This window comes from Pseudomonas guariconensis (assembly GCF_015680235.1).
Taxonomy (GTDB): Bacteria; Pseudomonadota; Gammaproteobacteria; order Pseudomonadales; family Pseudomonadaceae; genus Aquipseudomonas; species Aquipseudomonas guariconensis_A.
Window position 1 is genome coordinate 247,899 of the sequence record NZ_JADLJL010000003.1, and the last position, 12,928, is coordinate 260,826.

At 66.4% G+C, this 12,928-nt stretch carries 7 protein-coding genes; 1 reads left to right on the top strand and 6 read right to left on the bottom strand.

Annotated features, from left to right (window positions below; genetic code table 11):
* Positions 1-47 precede the first annotated feature (47 nt).
* Entirely contained in the window at positions 48-992 is a 945-nt protein-coding gene (locus tag IRZ56_RS04460) for a LysR family transcriptional regulator (RefSeq protein ID WP_196143809.1), read from the top strand.
* 108 nt (positions 993-1,100) lie between these two features.
* Here the strand turns inward: IRZ56_RS04460 and IRZ56_RS04465 are convergent, their stop codons facing one another.
* From IRZ56_RS04465 to recC, 6 genes are all read right to left on the bottom strand, one after another.
* A complete protein-coding gene (locus IRZ56_RS04465; RefSeq protein ID WP_196143823.1) occupies positions 1,101-1,580 on the bottom strand; it encodes an OmpA family protein in 480 nt (159 codons plus the stop codon).
* Positions 1,581-1,592: 12 nt separating this feature from the next.
* The gene (locus IRZ56_RS04470; RefSeq protein WP_196143810.1) at positions 1,593-2,864 is read right to left on the bottom strand and encodes a diguanylate cyclase domain-containing protein; all 1,272 of its coding nucleotides are present in this window, start codon (positions 2,862-2,864) and stop codon (positions 1,593-1,595) included.
* Positions 2,861-3,433, bottom strand: coding sequence for a YfiR family protein (locus IRZ56_RS04475; RefSeq protein ID WP_196143811.1), 573 nt, complete (start codon positions 3,431-3,433; stop codon positions 2,861-2,863). Before IRZ56_RS04475 ends, IRZ56_RS04470 begins: the two co-directional genes overlap by 4 nt.
* Positions 3,434-3,512: 79 nt before the next feature.
* Positions 3,513-5,588 carry an exodeoxyribonuclease V subunit alpha gene (gene recD, locus IRZ56_RS04480; protein ID WP_196143812.1) on the bottom strand — a complete coding sequence of 692 codons (2,076 nt, stop codon included), beginning with the start codon at positions 5,586-5,588 and terminating at the stop codon, positions 3,513-3,515.
* Entirely contained in the window at positions 5,585-9,262 is a 3,678-nt protein-coding gene (gene recB / locus IRZ56_RS04485) for an exodeoxyribonuclease V subunit beta (RefSeq protein ID WP_196143813.1), read from the bottom strand. The genes recD and recB overlap by 4 nt, the downstream gene beginning before the upstream one ends.
* On the bottom strand, positions 9,259-12,741 hold the full coding sequence (gene recC, locus IRZ56_RS04490; protein ID WP_196143814.1) for an exodeoxyribonuclease V subunit gamma: 3,483 nt from the start codon (positions 12,739-12,741) through the stop codon (positions 9,259-9,261). The genes recB and recC overlap by 4 nt, the downstream gene beginning before the upstream one ends.
* Positions 12,742-12,928 lie beyond the last annotated feature (187 nt).

Below are 12,928 nucleotides of genomic sequence, written 5' to 3' on the forward strand. Positions count from 1 at the left end.
TAGATGTGCAAACATCCAACAAGAACGCACAAAAAAACCGGATCATCATGCAAAAAGACCTCACCTCCCTGAGTTCGCTGAACTGGGACGACTTGAAGTTCTTTCTTGAAGTGGCGCGCACCCGCAAGGCCAGCAGCGCGGCCAAGCGCCTGGCGGTGGACTACACCACGGTGTCGAGGCGCATCAGCTCGCTGGAAGGCGCGCTGGGCACATTGCTGTTCGAGAAATCACGGACCAACGGCTTTGTCCTGACCGCCGAAGGCCAGCGCCTGCTGGGCTATGCCGAGTCGATCGAAAGCACGCTGCACATGGCCTGCGAGCAGGTGTCCGGCTCGGGCGTGGCGTTATCGGGGCATGTGCGCATGGGGTGCACGGAGGGGTTCGGCAGCTTCTTCGTCACGCCGCAACTGAGCCATTTCGTCGACGCCTACCCGGCGATCTCGGTGGACATCCTGCCGCTGCCGCACTTCATCAGCCTGTCCAAGCGCGAGGCCGACATCGTCATCGCCCTGGAGCGACCCGAGCACGGGCCCTATGTGTGCTGCAAGCTATGCGACTACCGCCTGCGGCTATATGCGACCCAGGACTACCTGGACAACCACGAGCCGATCCGCCAGGCCGCCGACCTGGTGAACCATCGGTTCATCAGTTATGTCGACGACCTGGCCTTCAGCTCGGAGCTGCTGTACCTGGCCAACCTGATCCCCAACGCCAATGCGCACCTGCGCAGCACCAGCGTGATCGCCCAGTACACGGCAGCATTGCAGGGGCGCGGGCTGGCGATCCTGCCCTGCTTCCTGGCGGCGCAGGATGCGCGGTTGGTCAACCTGCTGCCGCAGGAGGTGGAGATTACCCGGCAATTCTGGATGTATTGCCGGGAGGATTTGCGCAAATTGAAGCGCATCACATTGTTGTGGGATTACATCCGGGACGTGACCGAGGCCAATGCGCCATTGCTGATGGGCCAGACGCGGGACATGCGCTTCGCCTGACATCGAGCGGGGCTGCCCTGCGCTGCTTTCAGGAACACCGCCGTCCCTGTGGGAGCGGCCTTGTCCCGCGATCAAGGGCGCTGCCCTTGCCATGCGGGCACTGCCCTTTCAGTAGGACGCCACCACGATCGACACCCGGCGGTTTTCGGTACGGCCTGCGCGGGTACGGTTATCGGCCACCGGCTGGCTGCTGCCCAGGCCGACGGTGCGGATGTTCTGCAGCTGCATGCCGATGCCGATCAGCGCCCTTGCCACGCTCTGCGCACGGCGCTCGGACAATTGCTGGTTGTAAGCCTCCTTGCCTGAGGCATCGGCATGACCATCGACACGCACCCGCTGGATGTCCACCGCCAGCAAGGCCTTGCCGATGCGCTCGACGATCGCCCGGCTCTGGCTGTTCAGGCTGTCCAGGTCGCTGCCGAACAGTACCTTGCCGGACAGGTCATAGGCCCAACCTTCATCGGTCGGGGCGAAGCCCTCACGCTTGAGCGCGGCGATCTGCTCGGGGCTAAGGCCCTGGGGAACACTCTGGCAACCGCCCAGAGCCAGCAAGAGGGCCAACAAAGGAAAACGCAACGCGCGAAGCAGGTGGATCACGGTTCAGCTCCTGTTATCAACGTCAGTGGCGCAGCGGTCCGTCTGCGCGACTTGCCAATGGCCACGGCGCACGCGCTTGGCCTGGTACATCGCCACGTCGGCGGCGTTGAGCAACCCGGCCGGGTCGCTGCCATCGTCCGGGTAGTAGGCGATGCCAACACTCATCGAGGTGGTGATCTGCTTGCCGTCATCCAGTTGGATCGGCAGTTTCATGCTGTCTACGATTTTTTCGGCGATGCGCTGGGCATCGTCCCGCCCGTGCAGCGGGGTCAGCAGCACGGCGAATTCGTCGCCGCCCAGGCGCGCCACCAGGTCCTGTTCGCGCAGTTGGGCGCGGATGCGCTTGGCCACGCTCACCAGCACTTCGTCGCCCACGGCATGGCCGAGGCTGTCGTTGATCTGCTTGAAGTGATCGCTGTCGAGAAACAGCAGCGCCAGATGCTCGTGTTGCCGCGCGGCGTTGCGCAAGGTACGGCTCAGGCGCCCTTCGAAGAAAGCACGGTTGGGCAGGCCGGTGAGGCTGTCGTGGCTGGCCTGGTGGGCGAGGTTCTCGTTCTCGCTCTGCAGGTGGCTGTGCCAGGCCTCCAATTCGTCGAGCAAGGCGTTGAAGTCGTTGCCCAGCTCATTGAGTTCGGCAATCTGCGCTTCAGGCACGCGGCGGTCGAAGCTACGCTCACGACGGGCGGCATGGGCCACGCTGGCCAGGCTGCGCAGCGGGCCGACGATATCGCCGAACAGCCGGCGCGACAGGTAGATGGCCAGCACCGCGCTGAGCAAGGTACAGAACAGGATCCCGGCCAGGCCACTGAGCAGGAAGCGCAGCAGGTTGCCGCCCTGCCCCACCAGTTCGATATGGCCCACCTGGCGCTGCTGGTGCATCACCGGCAGGTTGATTGGCTCGTCCAGCAGCGTACGGGCCACCTCGGCCTCCAGCTGGGCGAACATGCCATCGTCGTCGCGGTGCCAATGGGCCAGTTGCTCACCGTCGCGGTTGAACACCTTGGCATCGGCCACTTCTTCGGTGGCCGCGATCAGCGCCAGGGCCTCCCTGGCGGCCGGGCCGTCGTTGAATACCACGGCGGCTTCGACGGTGTAGTTGATCGAGCGGGCGATCAGGTGCAGGTTGTGGTTGGCATACACGCGCAGGGCGAGCACACCGAGCAGGGTCAGGGAAATACCTGCCAGGCCCACCGCCAGCAGGGCCACGCTCAGGTGCCCACGCCCCAGCACCGAGCGCAAGGTCGGGCGGGCACCGCGCTTGATACGAAGCGTCATGGCTGCGCCGCCCGGCGCCGCGACAGCTGCAGCACGCTGGGGTGGATACGCACGCCGCTACGCGTCACCGAGTCGAGGTTCACGTCGAAGGCCACCTGGTCGTCGCTGACCCGCAGGCAGAACAGACTGCCGACCCTGCAGGGGTCATCGGCCTCGCTGATGCTCAGGACCGGGTGGCCGCTGATAACCTGGAACAGCCGCTCGCGCTCTCTGGCGTCCAGCTTGCCGATGTACACGGCATCGCACGCACGGGCGATGCGCGCGTCGTCGGCCAATAGGCGGCGCACCTGCAGCGGTTGGCCGGAATTCTGCACATTGCCCTTGATCAGGTCATCGGCGTATTCGGTGGGGCCTACCAGGCACAGGCGCAGCGGCACGGGGTTGGCCGGCCAGCGGGCATAGCTGAGGATTCCCAGCACGACCTGGGTCACGGCCTTGGCCCGTTGCTGGGCCTGGGCAGCGCTGGCCGAGGTTTCTGCCTGGACAGGGCCAGCGAACAACAACAGGGCGGCTAATGCCAGCGACAGCGCATGGCCCAACACGCGCCCCCAAGATGAGGCAGCCACCATGTAGGAAATCTCTCAAAATCCCTTAAGAAATTAGCGCAACGATAGCACAATGCCTTTGGCCTCAGGAATGTGCGCTACCTCACACTTTTTCCAGCATCAACCCGGAAATCCTGCGCACCTTGCGCCCGACCGCCTCTTCGAACACGCCAGCGCGCGGCTCGATCAAGCTGAAGCAATGCTTGGCCCGGGTGATACCGGTATAGACCAACTCCTTGGTCAATACCGGGTTGAGCGCATCGGGCAGCACCAGCGCCGTATGGCTGAACTCCGAGCCTTGGGACTTGTGCACAGTCATGGCGAATACCGTTTCCACCTCATTGAGCCGGCTCGGCAGGACAAAGCGCACGCCGCCGCTACCGTCGTTGCGCGGGAAGGCCACGCGCAGCATAGGCTCGCCGAGATCGTCAGGCAGGCGCAGGGCGATGCCGATGTCGCCGTTCATCAGGCCCAGGCCGTAGTCGTTGCGGGTCACCAGTACCGGGCGACCTTCGTACCAGGGTTGCTGGTTGTCGATCAGCCCGGCGTTGCCCAGCACCCGTGCCACACGTTCGTTCAGGCCCTGGACACCCCAGGGGCCCTTGCGCACGGCGCAAAGCAACTGGAAGTCTTCGAAGCTGTGCAGCACTTTACTGGCCCATTGTTCCCAGCGCGGATCGTCGGCCGGCGTGCCGGGCGCCGGACGGTGGCGGCCGATGGTGCGCAGATAGCTACGGTACCCCTGGGGGCCGTCGTCGCCGCGGCCCAAGCCGTCGAGCAACAGGCGGTCGAAGGCGCGGTCGTGTTCGCCGCGTAGGGCCAGGCCGAACACATCGGCCGGAGGCAGGGTCAGCAGATCGCGTGCCTGCTGGGCCTGTTGGCGATTGACCAGGCGCGCCAGTTGCCCGATGCCGCTGCCTTCGCCGAAGCGGCGGGAAAACCGCAGCATCACCACCTGTTGTGCCAAGGGATTGCGTTGCGCATCGCCCGGCGTGAGCCCACAGCCTTCGAGCGATTGGCCGCCCACCTGTTCCAGCCAGGCCCGGGTCGCCGGGGAGTAACAGCCTTCTTCGGCATCGCGGCACAGGTCACCGAGCACCGCACCGGCCTCCACCGAGGCCAGCTGATCCTTGTCGCCCAGCAATACCAGGCGGGCCCGAGGTGGCAAGGCATCGAGCAGGTTGGCCATCATCTCCAGGTCGATCATCGAGGCTTCATCGACCACCAATACGTCCAGCGGTAACGGGTTGCCGGCATGGTGGCGAAAGTGCCGCGAACCGGGGCGGCTGCCTAGCAGGCGGTGGACGGTGCTGACCTCGGTAGGAATATGCCCACGCACCTCGCTGCCGACCTGCAGGCGCTCGACCTGCTGGCCGATGGACTCTGTCAGGCGCGCTGCAGCCTTGCCGGTCGGGGCCGCCAGGCGAATGCGCAGCGGGCGGCCCTGCTCCACCGCGGGGGCCTGGAGCAAGGCCAGTAGGCGCACCACCGTGGTGGTCTTGCCGGTACCGGGGCCGCCGGTGATGATGCTGAAGGCTGCGCGGGTGGCCAGGGCGCAGGCGAGCTTTTGCCAATCGACCTGGCCGGCCGGGGCGCCGTCTGAAAACAATTGCTCGAGACGCGCGGGGAGGTCGGCCGGGATGCGTTCGTCCTGGGTCAAGCGCTGGCGCAAGGCCTGGTCGATGCGCCGCTCGTAGCTCCAATAACGGCGCAGGTATAGCCGCCGGCCACTGAGCACCAAGGGCCGCGAGCCCTGCCCCGGGGTATCCCCAGCCGCCACCAGGGGGCTGGCGGCGATGCGCTGCAACCAGGTGTCCAGGCCCAGGCTGGCGAGCAGTTGCGAGGGCAGCAGCAAAGGCCCGGTCAGGGCGTCACCCTCGGGGGGCAACGACAGGGCGAAATCCGGCTCGGCCAGGGTTTGCTCCAGGTCGAGGCAGACGTGGCCGTGGCCAAGCTGGTGGCTGGCCAGGGCCGCCGCCAGCAGCAGCAAGGGGTCGCTGCCCGGGGCCCGCTCCTCGAGGAAATTGACGAACGCGCGGTCCAGCGCCCTCAGCCAGTCACGCTCGACCCAGCGGTCGAGCAGCACCAGCAGGTCGCGGCTTTCGTGCAGGGGCGCCAGGGCCACCAACTGTTCGGCGTGCAGCGGCGTGGGCAACAGGTCATCGAGGCGTCGGCTCATGGCGCGGCTCCGGCAAACAGGTCTTGTTGTTCAGGTTCGTGGGCGCCACGGAACAGCGCATCGAGTTGTTCGATAAGGCCGCGCGGCGGCTTGGCGAAATACAAACCATGACCGGCGCTGCCGACGCCACGCAGAAAGATGAACACCGCGCCGCCGACATGCCGGTCATAGTCGTAGTCAGGCAGGCGCGCGCGCAGCTGGCGGTGCAAGGCCAGCAGGTAGAGCACGTATTGCAGGTCGTAGCGGTGCTCGAGTATCGCCTGTTCCATGGCCAGGGCGTTGTAGGCCTGGGCGTCGGGGCCCAGCCAGTTGGACTTGTAGTCGGCCACGTAGTAACGCCCGTCCAGCTCGAACGCCAGGTCGATGAAGCCTTTGAACATGCCGTTGAGCAGGGTCGGCAGGGCTGCCGGGCGTGCGGCATTGCCGTGGGTATGACGCGCCACCAGCTGATCCAGGCGCACGGCATCCACCTGATGGCTGGCGAACCAGAACTCCATCTCGATCTGGTACTGATGCAGGTGCGCGAGGGTCAGGGTCGGGCCCTCGGGCTGCAAGGGCAGCGGCTCGGTGAGCAACTGGCCGAGCCATTGCTCCAAGGTCGGGATCCAGCCGGTCCAATCGCGGCGGTTGCAGCGCTCGCCGACGGTACGCCTGATCAGCTCGGGCTGGGCACTGACGTCGGCGAAGCCTTCGCGCCCGGCCCATTCGAGCAGCCCATGGAGGAAGGTGCCCGGGTTCGGGCCGCGCGGGAAGCGGTGGATGTCACCCCCTTCGGCCGGGACTTCGCGCAGCAGCTGGGTATCGGCCTGTTCATCGTCCAGCAGTTGCTGGGCTTGGGAACTGTCGGCCCCGAGGGTCTGGTCGCCCACGCGCAAGGCGCTGTAGGAGGCGATCCACCAGTGTTCGGCGGCAGCCCGACGCGGCTTGCGCGCGGGCAGCAGTTCGCGCGTATCCCGCGGGGCATGGTAGGTGTGCTCGTTGGCCTCGGGCAGGCCAGGGCAGGCGATGTCGCCGCTACCTGCCTGCAAAGCCTGCAGCCAGTCGGCCAACTGGCTCGACGCTGGCAGCGGCAAGCCGCCACCCAGCAGGTAGCCCAGGGCCGAGCGATGCAACTGGGAGGTCTTCTGGCTGCCGCGCTTGAGGTCGGCGATGCCCAGCCAGCAGGCGTACTGGGCACGGGTCAGGGCGACGTAGAGCAAGCGCAGGTCTTCGGCCAGGCGTTCGTCGTCGGCATGGGCGATTTGCGCTTCGTTCGGCGTCAGCGTCAGGTGGGCCTGGCCTTGACTGTCATGCCAGGTCAGCGGCAGGCGCTGGCCGTCCACCGGTTTGCTGGTGCAGATGAAAGGCAGATAGACCAGGGGATATTCCAAGCCCTTGGACTTGTGGATGGTCACCACCTTGACCAGTTGCTCGTCGCTTTCCAGGCGCAGAATCTGCTCCTCGCCTGCCTGGCCGGCGTTGGCCAGGTGTTCGGCCAAGTGGCGGATCAGCGCCTGTTCGCCGTCGAGTTCGCTAGCGGCCTGTTGCAACAGCTCGGCCAGGTGCAACAGGTTGGTGAGCACCCGCTCGCCGTCGCTACGGCCCATGAGCGTGCGCGGCAGCTGGAAGTCGTGCAGCAGGCGGCGCAGCATGGGCAGTACACCCTGGCGCTGCCAGGTGTCGCGGTACAGGCGAAAACGCATGACCCAGCCTTCCCAGACCCGCTCGTCCTGGTTCAGGCGCTCCAGCTCGGCCAGGGGCAGCTCGAGGGTGAGGCTGGCCAGGGCGCCTTTGAGCAGACGCTCGGAGTCGGGTTCGGCACAGGCCTTGAGCCAGACCAACAGGTCATGGGCCTCCTGGGCGGCAAACACCGAGTCCTTGTCCGAGAGGTATACGCTGCGCACCTCGCGGGCGGCCAGCTCGGCACGAACCAGCTGGGCTTCGCGGCCATCGCGCACGAGAATGGCGATGTCCGATGGCTGGCACGGTCGCAGCATACCTTGGGCGTCACGAAAACCAGTCACGCCGTGCTGGCCGCCATTGAGCAAGCCGACGATGTGGCTGGCACAGCTAGCGGCGAGCTGCTGGCGGTAGAGCGTGTTGGAGACCGGTTCTTCACTCTGCAACTGCCAGCATTGCAACGCGGCGCAGGGCTGGCCGTCGACCAGCAACTGCTCGCCGCGCCCCTTGGCACGGACCTCGACGAAGGGCAGCGGGTTGTCACCTGCCTCGCGGAACAGGAACGCACCGCGCCCTTGTGGGCGAGCTTCTGCCTGGAGGAACACCCGGTTGACCGCCGCCACCATGGCCTGGCTGGAGCGGTAGTTGGTGTCCAGGCTGTGCAGCCGGCCCAGGGTGGCGCGTCGGGCAGCCAGGTAGGTGAAGATGTCAGCGCCGCGGAAGGCGTAGATCGCCTGCTTGGGGTCGCCGATCATGAACAGGCCGGTTTCCCGGCGGTTCTCACTGATCCGGTAGATGCGTTCGAAGATGCCGTACTGAACCGGGTCGGTGTCTTGGAACTCATCGATCAGGGCCACCGGGAACTGGTCACGGATGAGACCGGCCAGGCGCTCGCCGGACTCACTGGCCAGGGCATGTTCCAGGCGCAGTAGCATGTCGTCGAACCCCATCTCGGCGCGTCGGCGCTTTTCCACTTCGAAACGCGCCGACACCCAGGCAGCGGCATGCTCGAGCAGGCGTGCATCGGGGCTGGGCAGTGCCTGCAGTTGTTCGCGCAGGTTCTCCATGGCCAGCAGCGCAGGGTGGTCCGGCGGCGTGCCGGACTTCCAGGCCTCGGCCATGCCGGCGGGGGTCAGGCGGGTGAAGCCGGTGCCCAGGTCCAGTTCCAGTACCTGGTCGTCGCCGGCCCAGGCCCGCAGCTTGTCGAACCAGGGCTCGAAGAACCGCGCTTGCAGCTTGCGACCATCGGCCAGCTTGCCGGCCACGGCATCGCGGCAGATCTGCTGCAGCTCGTCGGCCCATTGCCCCCAGGGCGCCTTGAGCTGGCAGAGCTGCGCGGCGCGTTCGCGCAGGGTGGCCTCGATCAGCGCCTGGGGCTGCTCATCGTCCTGCACACCGCGCACCCGACCGAACAGCGGGCGGATGCGTGGCAGCAAGGCGTCCGGGCTGGCCCATTGGCTGCGCACCCAGGCCAGGGCCTCGCCTTGCATGCCGTAGCAGAAGCGCCGCCAATAGTCGCGCATGACCTGGCCCAGCAGGTCGCTGTGGTCGGTCTCCAGGCTCTGGGTGAACAGGCTGCCGCTGTCGAAGGCGTGCTCGCGCAGCATGCGCTGGCACCAACCGTGGATGGTCGACACAGCGGCCTCGTCCATCCACTGCACCGCGACCTCCAGGCGGCTGGCGCAACGCGGCCAGTGTTCGACGGGGTAGTCGTCGCGCAGCAGGTGCAGCAGTGGGTCGGCCTCGGTCAGTTCACCGCGGAAGAAACGTGCGGCCTCGGCCAGACGTGCGCGGATACGCTCGCGCAGTTCTTTGGTAGCCGCGTCGGTGAAGGTCACCACGAGGATCTGCGGCGGCAGCAGCTCGCGCCCAAAGCCTTGTTCGCCGCCATGGCCGAGGATCAGGCGTAGGTACAGCGCCGAAATGGTGAACGTCTTGCCGGTGCCGGCGCTGGCTTCGATCAACTGGCTGCCGTGCAGCGGAAAGCTCAGGGCCAAGGGGCGGGCCTGGGTCATGCGGCATTCTCCGGGGCGCCCAGGGTTTGCCAGGGCGCGGCGAACAGGGGGCGGTACAGGGCTTCGCACCAGCCCTCGAAGGTCTCGTCGGCGCAGAGCGCGGCGAAATCACGGAACTGGCGGGCCAGGGCCAGGCTTTCGCTGCGCTCGCCGAAGGTGTTCTGGCCGTCGCCTTCATAGGCACGGGCAGCGGCAGCCAGGGCCTTGTCCGGGTCGCTTTGCTCCAGCCAGGCGAAGGCAGTCTTGGCGGCCACGGGCAAGGGTGCGTTCATCCCAGCCTGGCGGGCGATCAGCAGATCGGCCAGCAGCTCCGAGGCCTGGGCCTGGGGCAGAGGGTCGAGCAGCAGGGTCCGGTCGCTGGCGACCATGGCGCTGTGCAAGGGGTAGCCGGCAGCGCAGGCGGCCAGGTGCATGACCCAGCTGGGCACCAGGCGGTGCCATTTGACGCTGTTGCGCCCTGCGCCCAGGGTGTTGGGCACGGTGGCGATGCTCAGCAGGCTCTGGTCCTGGGCCTGGTAGACCCGCCCCAACCAGCCTTCCAGACGCTGCTCGCCCCTTTCGAAGTGGATCGGCAGGGCGCCCTCGACCACGGTGGGCCAGCGCTGGAGCAAATACCGGTGGCGTTGCAGCAAGTCAGGCAGAGGCTGGATCAGCTCGGCCTGGAGCAGTTCACCAAAACCGGCCAGGGGCAGCAGGCCGCAGGCTTGCAGGCGGCGCGCCTGGCCTTGCAGCGCCTGTTCGGCATTATCCGGGTCGGCCAGTGCAGCGCCCAGCAGGGTTTCACTGAGGCTGTAGCGTTGTAGGGCATCGAGGACGAAGGGCTCTTCGTCCGGCGTCGGTGTTTCCAGGGCCTCGAAGAACACCTTCAGACGCTGGCTGAAGAAATGCCGGACGGGGTGGCGAAGGAAGTCCTGCAGTTGGGTGAGGTTCAGCGCCTCTTCATCTTTGTAGGGCGGCAGGGGTTCGTCGCTGGCCGGGGCCGGATCCGTTGCCTGGTGCACGACCTGCCATTCGTGGGCATAGCTGAACAGTGCGCTGCCTTTCTGGAAGTAACGTGGGCTGAAAGGCTGCAGCGGGTGGTCCTGGGTCAGGGCGTGCAGCAATTGCTCGCCGGGGTTTCCATGGGCCCCGGGTTTGGCGCCGGCCAGGGTCCAGCCGGCAGCGAGGTGGTCGCGCAATTGGCCGATCAGTACCGACGCAGGGCGCTCGCTGTTGTCGCGGATGCTACGGCCAACCCAACTGATGTAGAGCTGGTCACGCGCCGAGAGCAGGGCTTCGAGCAACAGGTAGCGGTCATCTTCGCGGCGAGAGCGGTCGCCTGGGCGGTAGTCGCTGGCCATCAGGTCGAAGTCCAGCGGCGGTTGCGCGCGGGGGTAGTCGCCGTCGTTCATGCCCAGCAGGCATACCACCCGGAACGGGATGGCGCGCATGGGCATGAGGGTGCAGAAGTTCACCGAGCCGGCCAGGAAGCGCTGGGACAACTTGCCTTGGTCCAGGCCCGAGAGCCATGCCTCGCGGACCACGGTGAGCGGCAACGGGTCTTGCAGCCCGACGGTTTCGCACGTGGCGAGCCAGGTGTCACGCAGGTCCTGCAGTTGCATCAGCAAGAACTCGTCGTGCTCGTCCTCGGCCAGGAAGAATACCCGCAGCAACGCTTGCAGCCGCTCGCCCCACTCGGTTGCGCTGGCAGGCTGCGAAAGCGCCTGGCAAGCCACGTCGAGAGCATCGAGCAGGGCCACCAGCGGGCCGATCAGCGCGGCGTCGAGGCCGCCGATCTCGTCATAGGGCTCGATGCCATCGCACCCTTCACCGACACCTACGGCGTAACCGAGCAGCATACGCCGCAGGCCAAACCGCCAGCTGTTTTGCTCGAGCCCCGTGGGCAGGCCTAGGGTGGCGCGCTGCTCGGCACTCAGGCCCCAACGGATGCCGGCGCCCTCGATCCAGCGGTGCAGGGTTGGCAGGTCGCTTTCCTGGATGGCGAAGCGGGCGCGTACGGCGGGCACGTCCAGTAGGTCGAGCACTTCACTCACGGCGAAGCGGCTTTCGGGCAGCTTGAGCAGGTGTTCCAGGGCAATCAGCAACGGCTCGCGGCCACGCTGGCCTTGATCGGTGAGGGTGAACGGAATGTAGCGCGGGTCGCTGCGCTCGAGCTGGCCGAAGACGGCACGGATATGCGGTGCGTAATCGTCGATCGCCGGGAGCATGACGATGATATCCCGTGGGCGCAGCGTGGGGTCGGCACTGAAGCGGGCGAGCAGTTGGTCGTGGAGGATCTCCACTTCGCGCTGCGGGCTGTGGGCCACATGGAAACGCACGGAGCGATCCTTGGCGGGGTCCACTGCAGGCCACAGCTCGCGGGTTTCGGCCAAGGGGCGCAGTTCGAGGATGTCGTCTTGCAACTGGCGCAGCAGGTTGTCGGGCGTCGCCTCTTGGAATAGGTCGATGCGGCCATCGCTGAACACACCGCGGTAGCTGCCAGGGTCGTCGTAGCTGTCGAGCAGATTGATGTAGTCACGGCCTTGCTTGCCCCAGGCGGCCAGCAGTGGGTGGGCGTGCTGGTGCAGGGACTCGTCGTCCAGGTCCAGGGGCATGCCTTGCTTGCGCTGCTGGCGCTTGTATTGGTGCCGTAGCAGGTCCTTGTCGGCAACGATATCGGCCCAGTGATGGCGGCAGGGGTTGTGCACGCACAGCAACACCTGGCTGAAGCGCGCCAGGCCGGCCAAGGCCTCCAGCGCCTGGGCCGGGAGAGACGAAATACCGAAGACGATCACCCGCTTCGGCAAGCCCGCGGGGGCGTGTTCGAGTCGATTGATACGTTCGATGAAGCGCTGGTGGACACCGGCGCGGCTCTGGGCCATGCCCTGCTCGCCTACGTCCTCGAGCAATGCTCGCCACAATTCGGCCTGCCAACGGTTGCCTGCTGCCAGGGGCTTGCGCTCGCCCCGCGCGCTGTTGAGTACATGGCCACCCGCAGCCCAGTCCTTGAGCCAGTCGGCGCGGTAGACCTGGTATTGGTCGAACAGATCGGCCAGGCGCTCGGCCAGTTGGTAACGCTTGCGCAAGTCGCTGTCATCGGTCAGAAAGCGGCGCAGAGGCTCGAAGTGCTCCCGTTCGATCAACGCAGGCAGCAGGCGCATCAGGCGCCAGGTCAGCGGCGCTTTGTCCAGCAGCGAGACCTCGGGGATTTCGTCGCGACCCAACACCCGGCGGTAGAGCTGCCACATGAAGCTGCCCGGCAGTTGCACGTCGATCGCGGCGGCGATGCCGCAGCCACCTTGGTCGTCATCCTGCGGGTCTTCGGCCAGAGCCAGCTTGAGCCATTGGGCGATGCCGTTGCTCTGTACCAGGGCGATCTCGTTTTCCAGCGGCGCCAAGGGGTAGCGACGCATCCAGCTCACTACCAGGCTGCGCAGGTCGTCCAGGCGGTTGCCATGAACGACCATGAAGCCGGGGTGAAGATGGGCGGTGTTGAGCATCGGGAGGTCTCTGGCAGGCGCTGATGGCTGAGGGGGAACGATATCACGTAGGGAACAGGCATACGCCCTTTGTAGGAGCGGCCTTGTGCCGCGAATCGGGCGCGCAGCGGCCGTAGACCCCGGGCGCGGTTATCAGACCCGGAAAGACAAAACCCCTACCTGCTCGCGCAGATAGGGGTTTTGCGAA

Bases quoted from the DNA above. Each gene is read 5' to 3' on its own strand.
- IRZ56_RS04470 (WP_196143810.1), bottom strand. From the start codon at position 2,864: ATGACGCTTCGTATCAAGCGCGGTGCCCGCCCGACCTTGCGCTCGGTG.
- recC (WP_196143814.1), bottom strand. From the start codon at position 12,741: ATGCTCAACACCGCCCATCTTCACCCCGGCTTCATGGTCGTTCATGGC.
- IRZ56_RS04475 (WP_196143811.1), bottom strand. From the start codon at position 3,433: ATGGTGGCTGCCTCATCTTGGGGGCGCGTGTTGGGCCATGCGCTGTCG.
- recD (WP_196143812.1), bottom strand. From the start codon at position 5,588: ATGAGCCGACGCCTCGATGACCTGTTGCCCACGCCGCTGCACGCCGAA.
- IRZ56_RS04460 (WP_196143809.1), top strand. From the start codon at position 48: ATGCAAAAAGACCTCACCTCCCTGAGTTCGCTGAACTGGGACGACTTG.
- recB (WP_196143813.1), bottom strand. From the start codon at position 9,262: ATGACCCAGGCCCGCCCCTTGGCCCTGAGCTTTCCGCTGCACGGCAGC.